The sequence below is a fragment of the Actinotignum timonense genome, from assembly GCF_900155575.1.
GTDB lineage: Bacteria > Actinomycetota > Actinomycetes > Actinomycetales > Actinomycetaceae > Actinotignum > Actinotignum timonense.
This window is the reverse complement of record NZ_LT706966.1, coordinates 899,395-923,537: the sequence shown is the minus strand read 5'-3', so window position 1 is coordinate 923,537 and position 24,143 is coordinate 899,395. Positions and strand designations below refer to the sequence as shown.

At 62.3% G+C, this 24,143-nt stretch carries 21 protein-coding genes, 1 tRNA gene, 1 rRNA gene and 1 other annotated feature; of the genes, 8 read left to right on the top strand and 15 right to left on the bottom strand.

Going from position 1 to position 24,143, the window contains the following annotated elements; translation table 11 throughout:
* Positions 1-278 precede the first annotated feature (278 nt).
* Positions 279-407: a hypothetical protein gene (locus CZ322_RS10325; protein WP_257960052.1), complete on the bottom strand. Its 129-nt coding sequence runs from the start codon at positions 405-407 to the stop codon at positions 279-281.
* Between CZ322_RS10325 and CZ322_RS03860 the strand changes: the two genes are divergently transcribed.
* On the top strand, positions 401-775 hold the full coding sequence (locus CZ322_RS03860; protein ID WP_087070292.1) for a hypothetical protein: 375 nt from the start codon (positions 401-403) through the stop codon (positions 773-775). The genes CZ322_RS10325 and CZ322_RS03860 overlap by 7 nt on opposite strands.
* 187 nt (positions 776-962) lie before the next feature.
* On the opposite strand, the gene CZ322_RS03855 is transcribed toward CZ322_RS03860, so the two are convergent.
* The 3 genes from CZ322_RS03855 to CZ322_RS03845 form a co-directional block, all read right to left on the bottom strand.
* A tRNA-Pro gene (locus CZ322_RS03855) sits at positions 963-1,039 on the bottom strand.
* Positions 1,040-1,209: 170 nt separating this feature from the next.
* Positions 1,210-2,319, bottom strand: coding sequence for a metallophosphoesterase (locus tag CZ322_RS03850; RefSeq protein WP_200807167.1), 1,110 nt, complete (start codon positions 2,317-2,319; stop codon positions 1,210-1,212).
* A 137-nt stretch (positions 2,320-2,456) separates the two neighbouring features.
* A complete protein-coding gene (locus tag CZ322_RS03845) occupies positions 2,457-4,709 on the bottom strand; it encodes a transglycosylase domain-containing protein (RefSeq protein WP_234984450.1) in 2,253 nt (750 codons plus the stop codon).
* 206 nt (positions 4,710-4,915) lie between these two features.
* Here CZ322_RS03845 and CZ322_RS03840 point away from each other — a divergent pair, with 206 nt between their 5' ends.
* Positions 4,916-5,227, top strand: a complete 312-nt coding sequence (locus CZ322_RS03840) for a WhiB family transcriptional regulator (protein WP_087070290.1) — start codon at positions 4,916-4,918, stop codon at positions 5,225-5,227.
* Positions 5,228-5,383: 156 nt separating this feature from the next.
* Positions 5,384-5,845 carry a RidA family protein gene (locus CZ322_RS03835; protein WP_087070289.1) on the top strand — a complete coding sequence of 154 codons (462 nt, stop codon included), beginning with the start codon at positions 5,384-5,386 and terminating at the stop codon, positions 5,843-5,845.
* A 73-nt stretch (positions 5,846-5,918) separates the two neighbouring features.
* Here CZ322_RS03835 and aroB read toward each other — a convergent pair whose 3' ends face one another.
* Together aroB and CZ322_RS03825 are read right to left on the bottom strand one after the other, a co-directional pair.
* On the bottom strand, positions 5,919-7,091 hold the full coding sequence (gene aroB, locus CZ322_RS03830) for a 3-dehydroquinate synthase (protein WP_087070288.1): 1,173 nt from the start codon (positions 7,089-7,091) through the stop codon (positions 5,919-5,921).
* 14 nt (positions 7,092-7,105) lie between these two features.
* A complete protein-coding gene (locus tag CZ322_RS03825; protein ID WP_375713963.1) occupies positions 7,106-7,918 on the bottom strand; it encodes a TrmH family RNA methyltransferase in 813 nt (270 codons plus the stop codon).
* A gap of 222 nt (positions 7,919-8,140) precedes the next feature.
* Here CZ322_RS03825 and CZ322_RS03820 point away from each other — a divergent pair, with 222 nt between their 5' ends.
* The gene (locus CZ322_RS03820; RefSeq protein WP_087070287.1) at positions 8,141-9,076 is read left to right on the top strand and encodes a hypothetical protein; all 936 of its coding nucleotides are present in this window, start codon (positions 8,141-8,143) and stop codon (positions 9,074-9,076) included.
* Here the strand turns inward: CZ322_RS03820 and CZ322_RS03815 are convergent.
* Positions 9,073-9,846 (bottom strand): SDR family NAD(P)-dependent oxidoreductase, encoded by a 774-nt coding sequence (locus CZ322_RS03815; RefSeq protein WP_087070286.1) that lies wholly within the window; start codon positions 9,844-9,846, stop codon positions 9,073-9,075. The genes CZ322_RS03820 and CZ322_RS03815 overlap by 4 nt on opposite strands.
* Positions 9,847-9,888: 42 nt before the next feature.
* Here CZ322_RS03815 and CZ322_RS03810 point away from each other — a divergent pair, with 42 nt between their 5' ends.
* The 3 genes from CZ322_RS03810 to CZ322_RS03795 all read left to right on the top strand — a co-directional run bounded on the left by CZ322_RS03810 (position 9,889) and on the right by CZ322_RS03795 (position 12,311).
* Complete coding sequence (locus CZ322_RS03810) at positions 9,889-10,719, top strand: exodeoxyribonuclease III (protein WP_087071154.1); 831 nt, start codon at positions 9,889-9,891, stop codon at positions 10,717-10,719.
* A 733-nt stretch (positions 10,720-11,452) separates the two neighbouring features.
* A complete protein-coding gene (locus CZ322_RS03800) occupies positions 11,453-11,683 on the top strand; it encodes a hypothetical protein (protein ID WP_087070284.1) in 231 nt (76 codons plus the stop codon).
* A gap of 109 nt (positions 11,684-11,792) precedes the next feature.
* Positions 11,793-12,311 (top strand): hypothetical protein, encoded by a 519-nt coding sequence (locus tag CZ322_RS03795; RefSeq protein WP_234984449.1) that lies wholly within the window; start codon positions 11,793-11,795, stop codon positions 12,309-12,311.
* Positions 12,312-12,416: 105 nt separating this feature from the next.
* Here CZ322_RS03795 and CZ322_RS03790 read toward each other — a convergent pair whose 3' ends face one another.
* The 4 genes from CZ322_RS03790 to CZ322_RS03775 form a co-directional block, all read right to left on the bottom strand.
* On the bottom strand, positions 12,417-13,190 hold the full coding sequence (locus CZ322_RS03790) for an HAD-IIA family hydrolase (RefSeq protein ID WP_026429073.1): 774 nt from the start codon (positions 13,188-13,190) through the stop codon (positions 12,417-12,419).
* 131 nt (positions 13,191-13,321) lie between these two features.
* Positions 13,322-14,113 carry a helix-turn-helix transcriptional regulator gene (locus CZ322_RS03785; protein WP_234984448.1) on the bottom strand — a complete coding sequence of 264 codons (792 nt, stop codon included), beginning with the start codon at positions 14,111-14,113 and terminating at the stop codon, positions 13,322-13,324.
* Positions 14,114-14,234: 121 nt separating this feature from the next.
* A complete protein-coding gene (locus CZ322_RS03780) occupies positions 14,235-15,581 on the bottom strand; it encodes a D-serine ammonia-lyase (protein WP_087070282.1) in 1,347 nt (448 codons plus the stop codon).
* Positions 15,582-15,734: 153 nt separating this feature from the next.
* Positions 15,735-17,168 (bottom strand): GntT/GntP/DsdX family permease, encoded by a 1,434-nt coding sequence (locus CZ322_RS03775; protein WP_234984447.1) that lies wholly within the window; start codon positions 17,166-17,168, stop codon positions 15,735-15,737.
* Between the two features lie 146 nt (positions 17,169-17,314).
* Between CZ322_RS03775 and CZ322_RS03770 the strand changes: the two genes are divergently transcribed.
* Positions 17,315-18,148, top strand: coding sequence for a serine hydrolase domain-containing protein (locus tag CZ322_RS03770; protein ID WP_087070280.1), 834 nt, complete (start codon positions 17,315-17,317; stop codon positions 18,146-18,148).
* Between the two features lie 186 nt (positions 18,149-18,334).
* On the opposite strand, the gene CZ322_RS03765 is transcribed toward CZ322_RS03770, so the two are convergent.
* The 4 genes from CZ322_RS03765 to mfd form a co-directional block, all read right to left on the bottom strand.
* The gene (locus CZ322_RS03765) at positions 18,335-19,414 is read right to left on the bottom strand and encodes a 2,3-butanediol dehydrogenase (protein WP_087070279.1); all 1,080 of its coding nucleotides are present in this window, start codon (positions 19,412-19,414) and stop codon (positions 18,335-18,337) included.
* A gap of 262 nt (positions 19,415-19,676) precedes the next feature.
* Positions 19,677-19,796, bottom strand: a 5S ribosomal RNA gene (rrf, locus tag CZ322_RS03760).
* Between the two features lie 118 nt (positions 19,797-19,914).
* Positions 19,915-20,013 (bottom strand) — a sequence feature (23S ribosomal RNA rRNA prediction is too short).
* Between the two features lie 33 nt (positions 20,014-20,046).
* Positions 20,047-20,565 carry an MFS transporter gene (locus CZ322_RS03755; RefSeq protein ID WP_087070278.1) on the bottom strand — a complete coding sequence of 173 codons (519 nt, stop codon included), beginning with the start codon at positions 20,563-20,565 and terminating at the stop codon, positions 20,047-20,049.
* 13 nt (positions 20,566-20,578) lie between these two features.
* Positions 20,579-24,133 (bottom strand): transcription-repair coupling factor, encoded by a 3,555-nt coding sequence (mfd, locus tag CZ322_RS03750; protein WP_412459459.1) that lies wholly within the window; start codon positions 24,131-24,133, stop codon positions 20,579-20,581.
* Positions 24,134-24,143 lie beyond the last annotated feature (10 nt).

The following is a 24,143-nucleotide window of genomic DNA, read 5'->3' as shown; positions in this document are numbered from 1 at the left end:
CGTGAACGGTGCCCTCCCTCGCACTTCGTTTGCCAACCCTGTTCATACGGTTCCGGGCCAGATCCAGGCCCCGCCCGCACTCGCGGGCCTGCAGCCTCTGTTTCCTCGCGTCCTGGTACGACGGCGCAGCTAGGGCGACGGCGCTACTCTAGCAGCCACACACAATACAATATCTACCCCCCTAGACTTGAATTAGTCGAGAGGGGTAGACTACGCTTATGAAGCGCAGAGATTTACTCAACGAGCTACGAAAGGTAGCGAAAGCCAAAGGCGAGGAACTAATCCTCACCGAAGGAGGGAACCACACCCGGGCACAGATCGGGGACTGGGTCGAACCAATTCCCCGCCATCGTGAAATTTCCGAAAGGCTCGCTCGTAAGATTCTCGAAAGGAGCAAGAAGTGACAACAATAGATACCACGGTTACCCGTGACGGAAATTGGTGGGTCGCCGAATTTACCCTTAACGGAAAAGAATACGGCACGCAGGCGCGCCGCCTTGATCAGATCGAAGAAATGGTTAAGGATGCCGCTGCGCTTATTACGGGAGATTCTCTCGATAGTTTCGCCGTTAACGTCACCGTTGACACGCCTGAATTCGCGGAGGATATTAAAAAATATAAGGAGGCTTCGCTCCGTTTGGTTCAGGCGGAACACGAAACTCGAGACGCTTCTCGGCTTGCGGTTGCCCGGTTACGGGATGCAGGTTTTTCTCTTCGTGACATTGGTGTAGTTATGGGGATTTCATACCAACGCGTAGCTCAACTCTGCGCATAGCCATCATTCGAAACAAGGATTGGAAAACACGGGACGCCTCCCACCCGGCCATCCTGAGGTCGCTCTTCCAGGTAAGCCCGGATAATCGCTCTTGTGACGGGGATTCTCCGGATCGCTTCGCGGTGAGCGTCACCGAGGTATGAGAAAATCCCGCGTCACAGGCGGACCTATGACGCGGGACATCACATGGTCGGGGTAGCGGGATTTGAACCCACGGCCTCTTCGTCCCGAACGAAGCGCGCTACCAAGCTGCGCCATACCCCGTACTTTGGCAACTCAATAATAATAGCCCTCCGCAGCGGAAAAAGCTAAATCCGATCTAGTGATCTGGCGTACAACCAGGCAAGTGCGCTATGCGCCTCGCAGGTCAGCGGGGCACCTTCCCCGCGGGAACTTCCCCGCAGCCCAGCCCAGCACCTCCCCGATCAGCACGCTCACTCCGCGCCACCGCGCACCCGCAGCACAATCGCTTCGGGTGGCCGGAGGAACCTGACCGGCGTATACGGCGACGTCCCCAGGCCCGCAGACACATTCACCGCCATGCCACCACGCAGCACGCGCACGCCGTCGCCGCGCAGGGGCAGGCGCTCCTCGGCCCGGTCGCCTCCCGCACCCGCGCCACCCGCACCCGGCCCAGTACCGACCTCATCACCACAAGGCCAATCGAAAAGCCCGGAATCGTAGCGCAACGGGAGATCACAATTCGTGGTCAAAGCGCCGAATCCGGGCACCGCCAACTGCCCTCCGTGGGTGTGGCCGGCCAGCGTCAGAGCTGCGCCGTCGTTCATTAAGACGTTGAGAGCGGCGCAATACGGTGCGTGAACGACGCCGAGACGCAGATACCCACGCCCAGCGTTCATGCGCGGCGCGCGGCCCGTGTTCGCGCTTTCACCCCGAGCCGCGGCACCTTCCGCGGTATCGGTAACCTCGCCGGGCCGCGGCATCCGGGCCCGGCCGATATGGGGGTCGTCCATGCCGACTGCGTCGATGTCCCAGGCCGCCGCGCGCAGCCGCGCCCGCCGATTATTGAGATCGATCCAGCCGAAAGCTTCCAGCCCGGCGGTCATTTCCTCCCAGGGCAAATCCGGTTCGTCCTTCTCGGCGAGCGGCGGGAAGAGCCCCTGCGCCACGTAGCGCAAGGGATTCTTGAGCACCGGCGCGAAATAATCATTCGAGCCGTACACGAAAAGCCCCGGAATATCAGCGAGCGGCGCCAGCGCCTCAAGGAGAGGGCCGACGGCGCGCGCTTCGGACAGATGGTCGCCCGTCAGGACTACGAGATCCGGGCGGCAGCGCTCGGCCAGGTCGCTCAAGAATTGCCGCTTGGCTCGGTGGCGGCGCAGCAGGTGCATATCCGAGAGGTGGAGAATGCGCAGCTCACCGGCCGTGCTCGCAACTTGCGGCAGCACCAGCACCCGCTCGCGCAGAGTGTAGCGGTGTGCTTCGTGCAGCGCCCAGCCCAGGCACCCGGCCCCCGCTGCCACGCCGGCACCCAGGGCCTTGAGCGCGGTGCGCGGGACTCGGTGCTTATCAGCTTCGCTCACGGTATCCGCCTTCCTTTTCGCGCGTCCTACGGTTTCTGGAATGCCACCGGCCCTGATGACCCGGCCCGCCTAGCACACCCGGCCAGAGTTTCGCACCGCGCAGCCCGGGCCGCGCAGCCCGGGCCGCGCAGCATCGGCTACTCTTCCACAACCTCGACTTCTTCGTATTCTTCGTTGCTCTCGCCTTCGTGAACGGACTCGGGCGGAACCGCGCCCTGCTCCCCCGGCGCGGGTTGCGCAGGGGCCGGTGCAGGCGTGGGTGATGGCGACGGCGTGGCCGGCTCCCGCATGGCGGGTGCCGGGCGCCGCATCGGGGTGGTGGGCTGCGGGAACGGCACGGCCGGCTGACCGGCCAAAGCGGCGTTCATATAATCGGAGAACATCATGGCGGGGAATAGCCCGCCGTAGACTTCCGAGTGCCATTGGCCCTTAATAACGGCGTCGAACATAGAAATATTGCCTTCCATGTGACCCTGCCAGGTCACAGTGGCAAGCTGCGGGGTGTAACCCATAAACCACGCGTGCCAGTCCTTATCGGAGGTACCGGTTTTCCCGGCCACCTGGCGCCCGCGCAGCGCCGCTTTCTCACCGGTCGCCCCGGGTTCTACCACGTGCTGAAGCACCGCGTTTGTTTTGCGCGCGGTTTCCTTGGAAATAGCCTGCTGGCACTGCGGTTTACGTTCGGAAATAACCGTACCGTCATGCTCCTCGATGGAGGTATAAGACATCGGATCGCAGCGAATACCATCATTGGCGAGGGTGGCACCGGCCGTCGCCATAGAGAGCGGGGTGACGTTATTCGTACCCAGAATCATCGGGGGAACAATAGTAAAGGGCTCGTGATCCCCGCGTTCCACGCCCATGGCCTGGGCTTTATTCGCGATCTGGCACAGATCCAGCTTCTGGGCCATATGCGCGAAAGTCCCGTTGGTGGACATACGGGTACCTTCCAGCACCGTGCGCGGGCGGTTGGACTGCCCGAGGTTCCCCACCGGCCAGGGTTCACCCGCCAGATTCGTGCAGGAAGCCTGGAATGAGCTCTGCGGCAGCAAGCCTTCGCTACTATCCACCACGTCATAGGCACTACGCCCAGAATCCAGCCATTCCACCAGGGTAAATATCTTGAATGTTGATCCGGACTGGAAGCCGGCACCGCCACCCATATCCTGCGGGGCCGTGACATTCACCTGCGTCATGCGGGTATCCGTGTCATTCGGAACCCCGAAGCGGGTATTTTGCACCATCGAAACAATATGCCCGCTCCCCGGCTCCACGGACACCAGCGCGGCATCAATTCCGGAGGCATCATCCACGGGCTGGTGCGTGACCACCGAGTCATACGCCTGCTGCTGGCGCGCCGAATCCAGGGTGGTGCGGATGACTTTGCCGCCGCGGTAGAGCTGGCGGGTACGCTCGGCGCGGGTGGCACCCAACGCCTTGTCATTGAGCAAATCCTTGACCACGTACTCGCAGAAGTAGGCGCTAATACCCGCCGAACCGCAGCCGGCCGATTGCTCGGAAACGTGCATATACGATTCAATCGGAGTGGCCTGAGCTTCCTTCATTTCCGCTTCGGTAATAAAACCGGAACGGTACATTTCGCCCAACACCACATTGCGGCGCTCGGTATTCGCTTCCGGATGGCGCACCGGATCCCACTGGGCCGGATTCTGGGTGATCCCGGCCATCGTGGCCGCTTCCACCACCGTCAAATCCTTCGCGGACTTGGAGAAATAGCGCTGCGCGGCAGTTTCCACCCCGTATTGCGAGGGGCCGAATTGCGCAAGATTGAGATAGCCGGTGAGAATCTCATCTTTCGTCATCGTTTTTTCGACGGCGATAGCGTAACGAGCTTCGTTGATTTTACGCGCGATAGTCTGTTCGGTAGCCCGCTTGATTTTCTCATTATCATCAGCGATACGTCCCTCTTCCAGGAGCGCATTTTTCACGTACTGCTGGGTGATAGACGAACCACCCGAAAGCCCGCCCGAGGTGAGATTGGAGACCAACGCGCTGACGGTGCCCTGCACGTCAATGCCGTGGTGCTCGTAAAAACGCCGATCCTCAATTGCGACGACGGCGTTTTTCATATGCTGCGAGATCTGATCGGAGCGCACGTTGATCCGGTTTTCAATATAGAACCGGGCCAGCACCGATCCGTCTTTGGCCAGCAGGACCGTCTGCTCCGAAGGTTCGGTAAAGCCTAAGTCCTCCGGCACGTCGTCGAAAATACCGGTCACCGCACTCGCCGTAGTCCCCATCGTCATAACGAAAGGCAGCGCAATCCCGGCCATGAGGGCACCTCCGCCGCACAGAGCCAGGATCAGCGCCAGCACGAACGTTCCAATTTGGCGTCCGGTCGCTTGTTTTTTCGGGCTAGAACTCGACATACCCCTAAGAATACTGACCCGGCGCAGCGAAAGAAACGAGACATACGCTTCCCCGGGGTTCCCCGCGCTTCCCCAGCGCTTACCCAGGCTCCGCCCCTCCATAAGGCGGACCAAAGTAGCGCACGTCATAAAACGCTAATACTATGATCGTAAAACAGTAAAGAACTGCACCGTTAAACACCACCACGCCGGAGTGAGGGGGATAGATGACCACAACACTAGCCCTGTATCCGCACTGGGCAGATGCCGCCGCCTGCACCGATATCGATCCCGATTCGCTTTTCGTGCGCGGCGCCGCCCAGCGCCAGGCCCGCTCGATTTGTTTTCGCTGCCCGGTGCGCCTGCACTGCCTGGCTGATTCGCTGGACGCGGAAATGATGTTCGGGGTGTGGGGCGGGATGACGGAACGTGAACGCCGCGCCCTGCTGCGCCACCACCCGGAGGAACGCAATTGGAGGCGTCGCATTTTTGAGGGGCGCGACCCCCTAGCCCGCTCCCTGCGCGAGGGGGAGGGCTAAGCACGCCCACCGGAAATTTAGCCCGCGGGCAGCTGGCTGCGCCGTCGTTCCACCAGAGACGCCGCAACTTCGCGCAGCCGTAACCTTCGCGCTAACCTATGACCAGGCGCGGTATTCCGCGCGCTCACACTCAACGATTCCGCGAGAGGCCTACGCATGGACACTATCAGCACCCGTTTGACCAGCCTGGGTATCACCCTTCCCCCGGTTGCCGCTCCTGTTGCAGCTTATATTCCCGCCAAGCGGCACGGGGATACGGTGCGAACCTCCGGGCAGCTGCCTTTTGTGGACGGGCAACTGCCGGCCACCGGGAAACTCGGCGCGGAAATCACCGCGGAGGACGGCTATTCTTACGCGCGTATCGCCGGGATTAACGCCCTCGCGGCGGCCGCGGAAGTTGCGGGCGGCGTCGATCATATCCGCGGTATTTCGCACGTCACCGTTTTCGTGGCGTCCGACCCGAGTTTTACCGCGCAACCCCAGGTCGCGAACGGTGCCAGCGAACTTTTCGGGGAGATTTTTGGCGGCGACGGCGCACATACGCGCTCAGCCGTCGGCGTGAGCGTGCTCCCGCTGGACGCCCCCGTCGAGGTCGAAATCGAAGTGCTGCTGCGCTAACGGCGCATTGCGGTTCGCGCGCGGGAGCTGGCGCGGTGAAGGCGCGCGTCCGGTGGCGGGCCGGAGACGCGAACTAGGAAGCGAGTTCCTGGCGCGGTTGGGCCTCCAGGAATTCGCGCACCTCCGCGCTGGGGATCTCGCGCGCGTAACTGCCACCCGCGAAGGTCTCCATCGCGCCAATGCCGCGCTGGAAAACAAAGCGGATGGCCCCGCCCAGCGATTTTTTATCGTGGCCCATGGCGCGCATAATATCCGCCACTCTCACCCCGGCGGGTAGCTCGGTGGGCAGGCCGATGGCGCGCAGCAGGATATCCACCCGCTGGGCGTCCTCCGCGGTGAGGTAACCGTAACGCAGCCCGAGCCGGCATTGGAGGTTCAGCCCAATCGCCACGCATTCCCCGTGCGGGAGGGAATAATCGAGCGCGGCTTCCAGGGCCCGCCCGATAGTGTGGCCGAGGTTGAGGGCCATGCGGCGGTTGCCTTCGTGCACATCGGATTGCACGATCTCCACCTTAATTTCCGCATTGCGGCGGGCAATATAGCCGCTGAGTTCGGTATCGCCCACCATCTCCCGCACGCCCCTACAGCGCCGCACGAAGTGTTCTTCCAGGGTCTCGAAGAAGTTGCGGTCGGCCAGGCAAGCGTGCTTGACGGTTTCGCCCATGCCGTCGCGCAATTGTGAGTCGGTGAGCGTTGCCCAGCACGCCACGTCGATGAGGACGGCGCGCGGCTGGTGGAAAGCCCCGATAAGGTTGGTGGCGGCCGGGGTATCCACCGCGGTTTTGCCCCCGATGGCGGCATCTGCGGCGCCCACGAGCGTCGTCGTCATGGTGATATACGGGACGCCGCGGGTGAAGGTAGCGGCCACGAAACCGGCCAGGTCGGAGACCACCCCGCCGCCCAGGGCCACCACCACGGTATCGCGGTTGAAGCCGGCCGCGAGCATGGCATCTTCCAGCTGTTCTTTGGTGGCGCGGGTTTTGTTTTCTTCCCCGGCCGGGAAAACGAAGAGCTGCGGGGCGCGGGATTGTGCGGTCGGAGATTGGGCGGCGCGGGCGAGCACCTCCATGACCTGCGCGCCAATGAGTTCATTGACGGTGCTATCGGTAATAACCGCCACCCGGGAGCGGCCCAGCCCGGCCGCCTCCAGCACGCCGGGCAGCTCGCCGGCCAGATCGGTGCCGATAAGTAGCGGGTACGACTCATCAACGGTGCGAGTCAATTCAACATTGAGGCGGGTAACCACGTGATCCTCCTGGGTTAGTGGTTGGTTACGGGTGCGGGATTGGAAGTATGCGCGCAATTGGCAGCGTTGTCGGGATGTGCGCTACGCGCATGCTGCGCCACCCACCAGTGCATGGCGATGGCCGCGGCCGCGGCAACGTTGAGGGAACGAGTGGAGCCATCCTGGGTGATTTCCACCGCGCCGTCGCAGCGTTCGAGTAAATCGGGGGAGATCCCGGCGGATTCCTGCCCGAACACCAGCAGGCAATTCTCCGGAAGTTCGGACTTCTCCAGGGGCACCGCGCCCTCCTGGTTATCGATGGCGATGAGCTGGTACTTATGCTCGCGCGCCCATTCTTCCAGGTCAGCCGGAGTGGGATGGTAGTACATCGTGAGGTAGCGATCGGTGACGAGCGCCCCGCGCTTATTCCACTTGTGCCGCCCCACGATATGCACACCGCCGAAATTAAAAGCATTGGCGCTGCGCACAATCGAACCGATATTGAGGTCGTGCTGGAGATTCTCAATGGCAATATGGGCGCTGACCGCCCGGCTCGCCATATCCGCCTTGATCGCTTCCACGCTCCAATAACGATATGCGTCGACGACGTTACGGTGGTCACCTTCCGCTAAAAGCTGCGGGTCCAGGCGGGGGTCGTCCGGCCAAGGCAGCGGGTGCGGCCCCACCCCGACCGTGCGTTTTTCACCGTAGGGCGAGCCACCCGGCTCCGGGATGCGGTGCGCGGGCAGCTCAGCGGCCTCATCCGCGGGCGCGGCGGGATCGCCAGCGCCTGCGGTAGGCGCCGCATCGGCAGTATCCACGGCAGGGGCAGCCTCATCCGCGGGCACGCTGAGATCATCACGAGAATCACAAGACTGGGAAGAATCTGTCACTCCCCCAGTCTAGCGGCGCGCCCGCCCCGACCATGGGGAAGCGCCATATTTACCCGCGGGCCACCGGGGCCCGTGTTTCGTTGGCGCCGTCGGCCTTGTACAGTGGTATACGCAAGCGCAATAAACGATTCGCCACCCCGAGCCCGGGTGCGGGAAACCCTAAGAAGTGGAGCAGCGATGACGAAGATGTGGAAACCTCTCGCGGTGGTGGCCGCCGGTGCCCTGATCCTGAGCGGGTGCGCGAATAATGCGCTGGTCTCCTCGGAAGGCGGGCACGGCCCGTCGATCAGCGAAGGGCACGGCCGGGGCGGATCGGACGGCGCTCCTATTTTTGACGAAAGCATTTCGAAAACCGGGCAGTTCACGCCGGTTGCCGATAGCGCTCAGGCCCGCGAGATTATTAAACGCGCCATCGCCAAGCAGGATGAGATTATTGCGAAAAGCTCGCAGGATTTCTTCGGCACCGCCATCGGAATGGATATGTCCATGGAGATTTCCGCGGATGTGCCCGGTGAGGGCCCCGGGGTTGCCACTATCGATATTGATATCGATGTAGATCCGAGCACCCGCCTCATGGCCATGGAGATGGATATTGACGCCTCCGGAATTCCCGGGGCGGAAGCGGAGGGCATGCCCAGCAAACTCTCCACCGCGCTGTGGATCGGGGAAGGTTCGAAGCCGGATACTGTCACGGTGTATACGAATATGGCCGGTTTCTGGAGCAAAACCGAGGAAAGCCTGGCCGATATTGTGGATTCCGGAGATGCCCCCACCTCGCCCGGCTCCTACCGCGGGGAAGATATTTTCCCGAATATTGAGAAGACCCAGGTTTTTGAGGACGCGGAAAACTACCTCATCGTCGGCCCGCTTTCCGAGACGATGGCGCAGGAAATGCAGGGGGCCTCGCCCGGTTTGGACCTGAGTGATTCCGCCAATCTTCAGGTGCGTATCGATAAGCAAAGTTACGAGGTGCGGGGCATGGCCATCGTGGCCCCGGCCTACTTCCAGGGCCTGCCCACGGAAACGCGGGTGCGCTGGGATTACCGCCAGGCCAAGCCGCTCCAACTGCCCGATGAGGCACGTAAGGCCCCCGCGGAAAGCAGTAGTTTCTAAGCTTGAGTGCGCCCAGACAGCCCCGGCCCCGCGAATTTCCGCACCAGGGCGCGCGGGGCGAAACGTAACGCCGCGGCGGCCGCCTTGTACAGCGCGGTGGGCGTAACGAGCACCCGCCCGCGCCGGCATGCCTCCAGCGCGGCACTCACCACGGCTTCGGGCTGCGCAAAAAGCAGATCGGCCCACTGGCTGGCATCGACCGCGGCCCGCTCGTGGAATTCGGTGCGGATAAGCCCCGGGGTCACGCAGGTGACCGCCACCCCGTTCGGTGCCAGTTCCGCGGCCAGCCCTTCAGAAAATGTGCGCACCCAGGCTTTATGCGCGGAATAGGTGCCTTGCGCGGTGCCGGCCGTCATCGAGGACACGTTAATAATTCCCCCGTAGCCGCGCCGCGGAAACTCCCGCGCCGCCGCGTGGCACGTGATAAGAACCGCGCGCACCATCACGTCAAGCGCTTCTTCTTCCCGCTCCAGCTCCCCGGCGGAAAATTCCTGCCCCAGCCCAAAGCCCGCATTATTGACGAGCAAACCGATGGGCCGCGAGCGCTGCGCTACCCGGCGCGCAACCACACGAGCGTCGTCGTGCCGCGAAAGATCAGCGGCAAGCACCTCCACCTGCACCCCGGCGACCTGCCGCAGATCATGCGCAATCGCCTCCAAACGGGCCCGATTGCGCGCCACGAGCACGAGGTCATTTCCTTCGGCCGCGAGCTGCCACGCAAATTCCAGGCCGAGCCCGGCGCTGGCACCGGTAATAAGAGCACTTCCCATAACCGCTATGGTAACGTGCCCGCGGCTCTCTACACTGGTGCTATGCGTATTGCCACCTGGAATATTAATTCTGTGCGCGCCCGCGCCGAACGCGCCCGCGCCGTCCTGGAACGCTGGGACCTGGACGCCCTACTCCTCCAAGAAACGAAATGCACGCCCGCGCAGTTCCCGCGCGAAATTTTCGAAGAGGCCGGATACGAAGTCGCCTGCGCCGGCCTCAACCAGTGGAACGGGGTCGCGATTCTTTCCCGCGTGGGGATCGAGAACGTGCAGGTGGGCTTCCCCGGTCAGCCCGGTTTTTCTAAGGTCGACGACGACGGCGCGCTGCTCAGTGCGCCCACCGTAGAAGCGCGTGCCCTGGGAGCGCGCCTGGGTTCGGGGCCGGCCGCGGTCAATGTGTGGAGTCTGTATATTCCCAACGGGCGGGCCTACGGGGATCCGCATTTCCATTACAAGCTGGAATTCCTCGGTGCCTTGCGGGCGGCGGTGAGCACGCGCCTGGGCGAGGAACCGGAGTATCCGCTGCTGTTAGCGGGGGATTGGAATGTGGCCCCGCGGGATACGGACGTGTGGGATATTGATTATTTCCGGAACGACGTTGGCATGTACGTGACCGCGGAGGAACGCGGGGCGCTGGCCGGGCTGCTGGAGGCAGGGCTCGCGGATATTACCCGGGCGGCCGAGGGCGCGGATTACACATTCTGGGATTATCAGCGTTTGCGGTTCCCGAAGAATCACGGGATGCGTATTGATTTTGGTTTTGCTTCCGCGGCGCTGGCCGCCCGGCATACCCGCTCCATCATTGACCGGGACGAGCGGAAGGGCAAAGGAGCTTCCGACCACGTCCCGGTCATTATGGAGTTTGCGGGCTAGGCGGCGGAGTTGTGGCGCGTGCCCGCCACGCTAGGCCGCGCGGGTGATCTGGGCGCGGCGCCGGCGGGTACGCAGGGGCAAAATCCGCGGGCCGCCCAGCCCCGTGGGTGTCTCTTATACCCCTCTAGATGGGTATAAGAGGNCCCGCCCAGGAGCATCGGCAGCGGGGCGAGGGCATTGGTGAGAGTATAGGCGCCCATCGCCGCGCTCAGCCCGTAGAGCTGGGTGGCCGGGAGTTGGAAAATTGAGAAAACGTATGAGCACCCGGTGATGAAGGTGAGCAGGCAGGCACAGACGAGCACCCGCCAAGGATGAACCTGACGCATGATTTCTCCGTCGTTACACGAAACCGCCCGTCGCGGCGCGGCCGGCGGGTAACGCGGAGGTGTGGGCCTGTGCGCCCTGGCGGCGGCGCGAAGCCGCACACCGGGCACGGGCACAAAACCGTGCACCGGACACAGGCTCCCCGCCCGCGTTACCTACGGTAGCGTAACTTAGGGGTGGGGTGCCGACCGTGCTATCTCATTATTCGGCCATCGGAACCCGTGCGCGAGGTTGCGATTGAGAGTCAGTGACGGGTGTATAGAACGGGTTCGAATTTATCCACAGAATCGCGAAACGCTGCCCTTATCCGCAGGGCGGCGGATAGCTCTTTGCTGCGCCTTGACACCATGCGAGAATTACGGAGAAGGAAGGGTAACCACCCGAAACTCACAATCGAAGGAGAGACACCATGAGTATTGATAGAGCACGTAGAGTGACTCCAAATCTCACGTTTAACTCGCTTGAAGATGTCCTCAAGCGCAAAGAAGAAATCTTGCAGGAGGTCAGAATGACCCGCGAAGAATTCGACCTACGCGCCGATAACTACCAGCTCGGACCAGACGAGGCTGAAGCCTATTTCGAGATGGAAGGCTTAGATTACTTCGAAGAGGTGTGCCGTGGTGAACGAATACTTAAATGAGCGTGCTGATGAATTTGCGGCACATCTACAGCTAATTGGGGAGCTCATCGATCCCAGGTTTTCCGTATTGAAGCAGGCCCTCACAAGAGAAGACCCTCCGACAATAAGATTGTCGGGAAATATTTACACTGATCGTTTCCTTATTGTCCGCTTCGAATACGCGGTTTTTCTCAATCCGGATAACGGGGTTCTTACCGTCGCGGAATCAACGTTCTCGGTGATACGCGGGGAGGTCGGAAAAGAGCCCCTGGTGCGTTGGGATTATATTCGCTCACCACGTTCGCATATCCCCTGCGCACATATCCAGGTACATGCCCATCGTGATGAATGGACACACGCCTTAGTATTAGGCGGTACTCATTCCCGTCGCTCACGCCGGCGCATCAAGCATGCATTGCGTACTCCCCGGATTGCCGATGTCCACTTCCCCGTGGGTGGACGCAGGTTCCGGCCCTGCCTGGAAGAAATCCTCCTTTTCGTTATTGACGAGTTCGGGGTCGCATGCACACCACAAGCCCTCGAAGCACTCCAGCAAGGCATGCGGAAATGGGAAGAGATCCAGCTAGAATCCGCGATCCGTAACAACCCCGCCACCGCAGTCCGAGTGCTAGCAACGGTTGAAAAGTAGCCCAACCGAGAAGAATCGGACGGATAAGGTGCGGAAACCGGCTACCTGCAAGGCAACGGCAACCAGAAGACCTCATTCGGCCATCGTTACCCACACAAGAAGCAGCTAGAGTAGCTCCGCCACTTCCGCGATGGAGGGATGCACATAATCGGGGCGGTAGGGGAAGTTCACGATCTCCTCTTGCGCAGTGGAACCGGAAAGCACCAGGTGGGTTTGCAGCCCGGCTTCCATGCCCGCGAGGATATCGGTATCCATCCGGTCCCCTACCAGCGCGGTTTCTTCAGAATGCGCGTCGATAAGATTGAGCCCCTTGCGCAGCATGACCGGATTCGGCTTCCCCACGTAATAGGGCTGGCGTCCGGTGGCTGCGGTAATCATCGCGGCTACCGCCCCGGTTGCCGGAATCGGACCCAGATCGGACGGGCCCGTCACATCCGGGTTGGTGGCGATGAACCGGGCACCCTTGTTGATGAGGCGGATTGCGGTGGTGAGCGCCTCAATGGAATAGGTGCGGGTTTCCCCGAGAACCACCACTTCCGGATTGACATTCGTCATGACGAAACCAACGTTGTACATCGAGGTAGTGAGCCCAGCTTCACCCACCACGTAGGCGCGCTTATTCTCCACCTGGTCCGCAAGGAAATTCGCGGTGGCAGCTGCCGAAGTCCAAATATGATCTTCCGGAACAATCAGCCCGGCTGCTTCCAAGCGGGCGGAAAGATCACGCCGGGTAAAAATCGAATTATTGGTAAGAACGAGGTAGGGGTACTCTTTTTCGTTGAGTTTATTGAGAAAATCCGCGGCACCCGGAAGTGCCTTTTCTTCGTGGATGAGCACACCATCCATATCGGTGAGCCAGTTTTTAATCACTCGTGTCATACCGCCATGATATCGAGTTTCACAGCTCTCGAAACGTGCCGAGGGCCCAGGCCGCTCCGGGCTAGCCAACCCGGCCCTCACACGCAGGCAGCTCAGAGCCGCGTGCATCAGCCCCGCGGCGCACCGCCGGCTTAGGCCCGTGCCTGGCGCAGATACCGGTACACGGTCGGCTCGGAAAGATTCATCGCGAGCGCCAGGTCGGTTACCGCCCCGCGCAGCTGGAAGAATCCGTCCTCGTCCAGCGAACGCACCACTTCCAGGCGCTCGGCCTGGGTGAGGTGATCCACGGAGACGTGGTAACGCGAGAGCACCGACTCCATAGCAGCCGTTTTCATATCGGCAACCGAGGAAGCCAAAATTTCCGGCTTTTCCGCAGGCGCTTCTTTGCGCCGCTCGGGATTGGGGAAATACAGGGAGGCGATTTTTTTGACCGTTTCGTCCAATTGCCGCAGCACGGTTTGGTCAGAATTAAGACAGAGCATCCCAATGATGCGGCCCCGTCGTCGTATAAAAAAGGTGGACGAACGCAAGGTGCGCGCGCGGCCGGGCGTAATCGCCTCGTAACCGGTGAGGTAATCGGCTGTGGTTCCTTCGCCGGCGCGCAGCACCCGCAACATGAGGTCGGTGGCCGGGGAACCCACGGTGCGCTGAGTGACATGCGAATTCGCGATGGCGATAACCGAATGGTCCAGGTCGCTCACGTCGTGGAGTACCACCTCGGTACTCTCCCCCAGCGCTACCCCGAGGAACTCCACCAGCGGCTTGAAGGAAGCCACGTACTCGCTATCCGCCTGGGATATTGCTTCACCGGATATCCCTTCGCGGGATATTGCAGAGTCCACTTCGCCTGATATCTCTTCCCGGGACCCGACTTCCTGGGATATCGCTTCTCGTGGCGCCTCGTCGCGTTCCGCTGCCTCCATGGCACAGGCTCCTTCCTGCCTACGGCCCCATTGCTGTATCTTCTGACAAAATATCTTAAATGACGACATAGTGCGGGGGTGCACACCGCTACGAGTGGCACCCCCGACTAACCGCCCTGCTTTACAGGGTCTCTTCACCCTTGGCGATGTAGGAATCCATCTCCTTTTCGGGAACCATATTGCCGCCGGTGATCCACGTGAGGTGGGTGGCACCCGCGAGCTTCTCCGGGGTCAAGCCCGCCCGCTCCAGGTACTCGCTGGCGGCGAGCACGTGGAAGGGCCCTTCGAAGGAAGTGGAGGAGGAAGGCTCGATGCGCAGGTCCTCGGTCTGGGCCAGGAGCGCCACGTTTTCGTACATGGTCTGGTCCTCAACGGTGTAGTAGCCGTCGATGAGGTACTGCATGCGCGACCCCACGAAAGCGGAAGGACGCCCGCAGGCCAGGCCGTCCGCGGCGGTGAGGTTATCGATGCCGAAATCTTGCACCGCGATCTCGTCGTGCTTGCCGGTCATCACGCCGAGGAACATGGAGGGCGAATGGGTCGGCTCGGCGAAGATGCAGTGCACGTTATCCCCGAACACGGTCTTGAGGCCGAAGGCCACGCCGCCCGGGCCGCCACCCACGCCGCAAGGCAGGTAGGCGATCAGCGGATGATCGGCATCCACCGTGACATCCAGGGACTGGAACTGGCCCTGCAGGCGGCGCGCGGCCACCGCGTAGCCGAGGAAGAGCGAAGGCGAATTCTCGTCGTCCACGAAGTAGGCGGTGGGATCCGATTCGGCTTCCTTGCGGCCCTGGGCCACCGCCACCGAGTAATCCGATTCGTATTCCACCACGTTCACGCCGTGGGAGCGGAGCTTATCCTTCTTCCACTGGCGCGCGTCGGCGGACATATGCACCGAGGCCTGGAAACCAAGCTGAGCGGACATAATGCCGATGGACAGCCCCAAATTCCCGGTAGAGCCCACCGCCACCTTGTACTGGGAGAAGAACGTGCGGGCTTCTTCGGTATCGAGCTTGCGGTAGTCATCCTCGAGGGTGATGAGGCCGGCTTCCAGCGCGAGTTCTTCAGCGTGCTTGAGCACTTCGTAGACACCGCCGCGGGCCTTGATCGATCCGGAAATCGGCAGGTGCGAATCGAGTTTCGCCCACAGCTGGCCCGGGATCTGCACGCCCTTGCGTTCGGCGAGCTTGGCTTGCATGGTTGGAACCGCGACCAGCGGGGATTCCAGGATGCCAGCCGTGGGGCGAGCGGCCGGGAAAACTTGGCTAAGGTAGGGAGCCCAGCGCTTGAGCCGAGCTGCGGCGTCGTCCACATCGACCACGGTCAGGCCGACCTTTGCCAGGCCCTCCGCGGCGGGAAGCACCTCCGGATTGAACCAATCCGCGACCTTGAGGTCCACGAGGTCCTGAATAAGCGGGTAGTCCTCTACCCACTGTTCGAGCGTTTTTCCAGCGATAGTTGTCATGACTGAGTCCTTTCTCAGATGGATTGGCGGATAAGTGTGGTGCTGCTAATAAGTGTGCGGCGACTAAGCGTGTAGCTGCGGATAAGCGCGCGGCGGCGGAACCTGCCGCGCCCGTAATGCCGTCCGCATCTGCAGCGGCGGCGAATCCCGCGCCTAAATCACCAGGTGAAGCAGCATGGTCATGCACAGGGCCACCACCGAGGCAATGGTGGTGCCCACGGTGAGAGTCTTGAGCGCATCCCCCACCGAAATGCCCATGTATTCCTTGTACAGCCAGAAGAGCGAATCGGTCACGTGCGTGAGGCCGATGGCGCCGGCGCCCACCGCAATCGCCATGAGCGCGGGGCTGAGATCCGGGGATGCCTGGAGCATCGGCAGCACGATCCCGGCCGCGGAAATCATGGCGACCGTGGCGCTCCCCACCGCGAAGTGCAGCACAATGGCGATAAGCCAGGCGAGGATCAGCGGGCTCACGGGCAGGCTTCCCATGGCGCCCGCGATGGCCTTGTCCATCCCGGAAGCCATAAGCACCGCGTTGAAGGCACCGCCCGCGCCGATAATGAGGAGCACCCCGCCGATGGGGCTGAAGGAGGAATCGGTCACCGAGGACAGATCCGAAAACGACTTGCCCCGCGAAATCCCCAGCGAGAAGTACGCGAAAATCACCGAAATAAGAAGCGCCAGAATCGGGTTACCCACGAGGTCCACGAATTGGCGCAGGCCGTTTTCTTCGGGCAGGGTCTGATCCGCAACGGTGCGGCACACCATAATAATGAGTGGCAGCAGAATTGTGAGCAGGGTAATGCCGAAACCGGGCAGGGAACGGTCCGCGTCGTCGTTCTTAAGAACATTTTCGCCCGCGGCAGGCGCGTCACCAGGGGTTCCGTTTGATTCGGGGCCGGGTTTTCCTTCGGCGACGACGCCGCTTACCTGGCCGGCGCCCGCGGTGACATGTGCACGTTCAAGCTGACGCAGCCCAATTCCGGTGTAGAGCGGGCCGCCAATGAGGGCGGCTGGGATCCCAACGATGAGACCAAGCATGATCACCATGCCGATATCCGCACCGAGGGTACCAGCAATAGCGGTAGCGGCCGGGTGCGGGGGCAGGATACAGTGGACCACCATAAGGGAGATGGCCAGCGGCACTCCCACTCGGATCTTCGAGCAGCCCACTTCCTTGGCCACCACGAAAACGAGGGGCACCAGGAGCACGAAGCCAACTTCCACGAAGACCGGGATACCGGCGATCAAGCCGAGGAATGACATAACAATCGGGGCGCGTTTCTCGCCGAAAACCCGGAGCATTCCCTTGGCGAGGCGTTCGGCCCCGCCGGATACTTCCAGCATTTTTCCGAGGATTGCGCCGAAGCCAATAATAAGAACGAGGAATCCGAGCGTTCCACCAACGCCCTTTTCGAGTACATCGCCCACTTCCGCGGGCTTCACGCCCGTGACCAGTGCGACGGTAATCGCCGCGATGGTCAGGGCGATCGAGCCGTGTAATTTCAAGCCGACGATGAGCACAACAACGAGCACAATCGCCGCTATGAGGACTGCGATCAGCCCTCCGGTTCCTAGGGTCATCATAACCTCCCGTGTAGCGCCACATCAGTGTGGCCTGTTCCCAGCCTACACACCCGACGATACTTTTGTCATCATGATAAGTTTATTATCACGCTGTGGCGCAGCTTGCATGGGCCCGTATATTTCTGCGGAGATGGCAGACTTGAGCCATGTCCGTGGATAACAACACCGTTAGCAGCGCCGATAACCGACTCGCTTCTGATTCTTTTAGCTTCCCGCATGCGCTCGGTGTTATTGACGGCGCCGGGCGCACCACTTTTTCTTATGGGAATCCCCGGGAGATCTACCCGTATATGTCGGTCACGAAGCTGCTGGTGGCGTGGGCGACTCTCATTGCAGTAGAGCGCGGCCTGGCCGATTTTGATGATCCGGCCGGCCCTCCCGGTTCCACGGTGGTTCATCTCCTCGCGCATGCCTCCGGGTTGCCGGAAGAGGAAGGTCCGGCGCGGGCCGGGGTTGAAGAAAAGCGCATTTATTCGAATTACGGTTTCGAGGTGCTCGGTGATTATCTGGAGAAACGCACCGGGATATCGATCCAGAATTGGGTGCGGCAGGTGGTGATTGAGCCGCTGCGCCTGAGTTCGGTGGCCGTGGAGGCAAGCCCGGCGTATTCGGCGGTGGGGAATTTGCGTGATCTGGCGCGGTTCGCCGGGGAGCTGCTGCGCCCGCGCCTCATTTCCACCGAGTTGGCGCGCTATGCCACTACCGTGCATTTCGACGGTCTGCCTGGGCTGCTGCCTGGCTACGGCTGGCAGCGCAATAACACCTGGGGTTTGGGGATGGAGATTCGCGGGGAAAAGGACCCGCATTGGACGGGGCCCTCATTTTCACCCCACACCTTCGGTCACTTCGGGCAATCGGGTTCGTTCCTGTGGGTGGATCCGGAGCTCGGCAAGGCCGGAGTTTTCCTAGGCGCCCGGCCTTTCGGGCGCGAGCACCGCAAGTTCTGGCCTGCGCTCACGGAGGAGATGCGCGGCCTCTAGAAGGCCACGCCCCCAGAACAGCGCTACGCCCACCTGCACCTACTCGCCGGGAAAGGCGAGCTGCGCAGCTGCGCCGTCGTACTAAAATCAGCGCCCGCAACAGCTGCCGCTACACAACAGCGCCCGCGGCGGGTTTCCCTACCACAGGCGCTGTCATACACAACTCACTCGCGTGGAGTGACCGCTTTAGTCTTCGCCTTCGCCGTTCGGGGAGACGAGGATCTTGACCGCGGTTTCGTTGCGGTTGATGAGGGGGTCGAAGCCCTTGTCAACGAGGTCTTCCAGGTTGATCTTGCCGGTGATGAACGGGGCAAGATCGATCTTGCCCGAGGCGACCAGCTCAATCGTGGCCGGGTGGGTGTTGACGTAGCCGATAACGCCGCGCACATCGAGTTCCTTCATGACCACGGAGTGCATATCAATATTCGGCTGGTGACCCCAGATCGACATATTGACGAGCACGCCGCGCGGCCCGAGCGCCGCGATGAGCTGGTTGAGTACCACGTCCACCGAGGTGCATTCGAAGGCAACATTGGCGCCCACGCCGCCGGTGAGCTTCTTGGTCTCTTCCACGATATCGACTTCGCGCGGATCCCAGGCGTAATCAACCACGCCGGCATCAACGGCGCGCTGGCGGCGCAGCTCGGAGAGTTCCGAAACCGCGACCTTGAGGCCCTTGGCTTTGAGCACCGCACAGCAGAGCACACCGATGGGGCCGGCCCCTCCCACGAGGGCGAAATCGCCTTCCTTGACGTCGCCGCGGTCCACGCCGTGGACGGCCACGGAGAGCGGTTCGATGAGTGCGGCCTGGTCAAGCGGGATATTGCCCGGGATCTTGTGGACCCAGCGCCGCTTGACGACGATATTTTCGGCCAGGCCGCCGCCGCGGCCGCCCAGGCCGATGAAGTTCATATCGGGGGACAGGTGGTACGTGGTCGATTCGGGACCGGTATCCACGCTGTCGCGGATAATATACGGTTCGACGACGACGTGGTCGCCGGCCGCGAGGTCCGTTACGCCTTCGCCAACTTCGGCAACGACGCCGGACATTTCGTGCCCGAGGGTGACCGGGACTTCCTCACCGGAAATCGGATGCGGGTGGCCTTCCGCGGGGCAGAAAATGGGACCGTCGAGGTATTCGTGAAGATCGGTACCGCAGATACCGCACCAGGCAACCTTCACCCGCACAGTGCCGGGTTCGAGCGGCTGCTCCTCGATATCTTCGATGCGAATATCGTGGTTACCGTAGTAACGCGCTGCTTTCATATCTCCTCCATTGGGTAGACCGTGCGCGATTGCGCGCTTTTTATTTTAGTCGACGACGACGCAACTATGAGGTGCGGACCACTTTTTACGCTGCACGCTGGATTGGGGCCACGCCCTTGCTTTCTGGGCTGGAGGCAGGGCGCACCCGCCGTGGAGGAAACACCCTGGCCGCCTGTCATGTGCATGGTCAGCTCTTCGGTTTAAATGCGTGTGTGGGGTGCCAGCCCCACAACAGGACTAACACCCCACACAATAAAAAACATGGCGGCAGTGACCTACTCTCCCACACCCCACCGAGTGCAGTACCATCAGCGCAAACAACCTTAGCTACCGGGTTCGAAAAGGAGACCGGGCGTATACCCTTGCCGCTATAACCACCGCCACAACCAAACAAACACCAACCAACCACACGTGGTGGCCAGTCATCGCACAGTGAACGCAAACATACCTATCTCACGCAAAAACAAACAAAAGCAACCCGTCAAAAGTTGTTTTGGTTATCGGTCCATTAGTACCAGTCAACTAAACACCTCACAATGCTTACATCCCTGGCCTATCAACCCGATCATCAACCGGGGACCTCACCCACTTATCTAGTGGAACGAGAACTAATCTCGAAGCAGGCTTCCCGCTTAGATGCTTTCAGCNAGACCGGCGAAAACCAACAGGGTGGTGCGTAGATTGCTGGAGTCGAGGAGTCGTTGGGCCAAGGGCGCCATGACGATGCCGGAGGCTCCGTTCACGCAGGAGATAATTCCGGAGATGAGCCCGCGTCGGCCCGGGAAGAAACGCAGGGTATTGGACAGCGCGGAGGTGAGGACCAGGCCCATGCCGATGCCGCCGATGAACCCGTAGCCGAGCACGAACTGGAGCGGGGAGCTTGCGCAGGCCGCGCTGGCCCAGCCGATGGCCGCGCACAGCGCGCCGATGGTTGCCGTCCAGACCGCGCGGCCGCGGTCAATGAAGTACCCGCCCAGGAGCATCGGCAGCGGGGCGAGGGCATTGGTGAGAGTATAGGCGCCCATCGCCGCGCTCAGCCCGTAGAGCTGGGTGGCCGGGAGTTGGAAAATTGAGAAAACGTATGAGCACCCGGTGATGAAGGTGAGCAGGCAGGCACAGACGAGCACCCGCCAAGGATGAACCTGACGCATGATTTCTCCGTCGTTACACGAAACCGCCCGTCGCGGCGCGGCCGGCGGGTAACGCGGAGGTGTGGGCCTGTGCGCCCTGGCGGCGGCGCGAAGCCGCACACCGGGCACGGGCACAAAACCCCGCGGCGGGCGCCGGCGGGACAGGCACCATGAGGACTCGAACCGCGGGCTTGAGCATCGCCCCCGGATACAGGCGCTTGAGGCGCGCCTGCCGGGAATCGGGCAGCGCCACCGGCGTGAAACGCACATTGCGCCCCATCTGGGTAATTTCCTCCAGCCCGGCACTGCGCGCCAGGTCACGCAGCTGCGCGATCCGGAAGAGCCGCGCTGCCACCTCGGGAATCTCCCCGTAGCGGTCGCGCAATTCCGCGCGAATTTCCTCGCGCTGGGCCTCCCCGCGCGATGCCGCCAACTTGGTGTAAATTTCCAGCCGCAACCGTTCGGAAGGCACGTAATCCTCGGGTAGGTAGGCTTCCACCGGCAGCTCGATGCGCACATCGCTACTGGCGTCGTCGTCGCCCGGAATCTCCCCGCGCATTTTCGCGACCGCTTCGGAGACCATGCGCACGTACAAATCGAAACCGACGCCCTCGATGTGGCCGGATTGTTCGCCGCCGAGCATATTGCCGGCCCCGCGGATTTCGAGGTCTTTCATGGCGACCTGCGTGCCGGCCCCGAGGTCGGTATTCGCGGCGATGGTGCGCAGGCGTTCCAGGGACGTTTCCGTGAGCGCGCGGTCCGGGTCGTACAGGAAATACGCGTAGGCGCGCTCGCGCCCGCGGCCCACGCGCCCGCGCAGCTGGTGGAGCTGGGAAAGCCCGAGCTTATCGGCATTATCCACAATAAGCGTATTCGCATTGGAAATATCGAGGCCCGTTTCCACGATGGTGGTGCAGATGAGGACGTCGATCTCGTGGTTCCAGAAATTCTGAATAACATTTTCCAGATCGCGTTCGCTCATTTTTCCGTGGGCGACGGCGATGCGCGCCTCGGGCACCAGCTCGCCGAGCTGCGCGGCCACCCGGCCCATATCCCCCACCCGGTTATGCACGTAAAAAACCTGGCCGTCGCGCAGCAACTCGCGGCGAATCGCGGCGCTGATCTGGCGATTTTCCCGCGCGCCCACATAGGTGAGAATCGGGTGGCGCTCCTCGGGCGGGGTGGCCAGGGTGGACATTTCCCGCACCCCCGTGACCGCCATTTCCAGCGTGCGCGGAATCGGGGTGGCCGACATCGAGAGCACATCGATATTCGGGTACATCTGCTTGAGGGTCTCTTTATGTTCGACGCCGAAACGCTGCTCCTCGTCAATCACCACCAGGCCGAGGGCTTTGAAACGCACATTTCCCGTGAGTAGGCGGTGGGTACCGATCACCACATCGATACTGCCGTCGGCCAGCCCCGCGATGACCTCATCCGATTCGCGCGCGCTCTGGAAACGCGAAAGCGCCGCCACCCGCACCGGGAAGCCGGCGTAGCGTTCCTCGAAAGTCTCGCGATGCTGCTCCACCAGCAGGGTGGTGGGCACCAGAACCGCCACCTGGCGGCCATCCTGCACCGCCTTGAAAGCCGCCCGCACCGCGATCTCCGTTTTGCCGTAGCCCACATCCCCGGAAATAAGGCGATCCATGGGGACCGGTTTTTCCATATCTGCTTTCACTTCGTCGATAGTGTGCAGCTGATCGGGGGTTTCCACGTAGGCGAAAGCGTCCTCCAGCTCGCGCTGCCAGGGCGTATCCGGCGAAAATGCGATACCCGGGGTGGCCATGCGCTGCGCGTAGAGGCGAATAAGCTCCGAAGCAATTTTGCGGGTGGCAGCGCGGGCCTTCGACTTGGTTTTCTCCCAATCGGCCCCGCCCATTTTATTGAGGCTCGGGGATTCCCCGCCCGAATACTTCGAGACCTGGTCAAGCTGATCGGTGGGCACCCAGAGCTGATCGGGCGGCCCGCCGCGCCGCGACGGCGCATACTCGAGAACAATATATTCGCGCTGCCCGCCTTTACCACCAATCGCGCGTTTTTCCATCCGCACGAAACGGCCCACCCCGTGGCGATCATGCACCACAAAATCCCCGGGAGTTAGCGAGAGCGGATCAACGGCATTCTTGCGGCGCCGCTTGGGCAGCGTGCGCATATCCCGCGTGGAGGAACCGCCCCGCCCGGTCAGATCCGCACCCGCGTACACCCCGAGCTGCTGACCTTCCATAACGAAACCCTCGGCGATGGGGGCGGCCACCACGTAAACCACCCCGGGTTCGAAGTGCGCGGGGAGCTCCGCTACCGCGCTGGCGGGAACGCCCAGCTCACCGAGCTGTTCGGCGTAGCGGCGCGCCAAGCCCGGCCCGTCCACCACGAGCACCTGACGCACCCCGCGCCGTGCCTGCTCCCCGATAGCGGCGAGAGCCTCATCAACTTTCCCGAGGAATTTGCGCGGTTCGCGCGCCGCGACAGCGGCGCCGGCGTCGTCGTTCTTGGTGGTGCCCCCGGTGGAAGTGACGTTGCCGGAAAAGCCGCCGAGCGTCCACCAGGCCTGGCCGCGTTTCAGCGCTTCCGCCCGGGTCGCCGCGACAGTCGCGAAACTCGCCGCATTGGCCTGCACCGGAGGCGTACCACCGGCCGCTGCCGCGCTCCAGGCCGCCGCCAGGAATTCCTCCGTGGTGGCGATGAGCGATTCGGCGCGCTGGTCCACGCGCTCCGGCTCGATAATGAGAAGGCGGGCGGTGGCGGGAAGCACGTCCACGACGGCGTCCATGCCGTCCACGAGCACCGGCGTGAGGGATTCCATGCCCTCCGGGGCGATGCCGGCGGCGATTTTGTCGAGCATATCGGTGGCGCCGGGCAGCTCGCTGATGAGCGAGCGGGCGCGGGTGCGCACCGATTCAGTGAGGAGAATTTCGCGGCAGGGCGGGGCGTAGAGTTCTTCGCGCTCCTCCATGGAACGCTGGTCGCCCACGGAGAAGGTGCGGATTTCGTCCACGGTATCGCCGAAGAATTCCACGCGGATCGGGTGGCGTTCCGTGGGCGGGAAAACGTCCAGAATTCCGCCGCGCACCGCGAATTGGCCGCGGCGTTCCACCATATCAACCCGGGTGTAAGCAGCGTTTACCAGCGCATTTTCCACCTCCTCCATGGGGGCGTCCTCGTTGAGGCGAATGCGCACCGGCGCCAGATCGCCCAGACCGCGGGTAATGGGCTGAAGCAGCGCGCGCACCGGCATAATGAGCAGGCGCAGCGGCTCGAATTCCTCCGGATGGGCCAGGCGGCGCAGAGTGAGGAGGCGGCGAGCCACCGTATCCGAACGCGGGGACAGGCGCTCGTGCGGGAGCGTTTCCCAGGAGGGGAACACCGCGATCTGCTCGGCCGGAAGGTAGGCGCGCATCGCGCCCTCAAGGATTTCAGCCTCCCGCCCCGAGGCGGTGATGGCCACGTGGAGGGGCGCGGGGGTGGTGGTTTCCGCGGTGGGGTTTTTCGGTGCGGCGGTTTCTGGTGCGGCGGCCGTGCCGGTTTGCCGAGCCGCGCTTTCCGAGGCATTCGCGCGCGCGAGGTACGCCAGGGCCGGCGGCACCACCCCGCGCGGC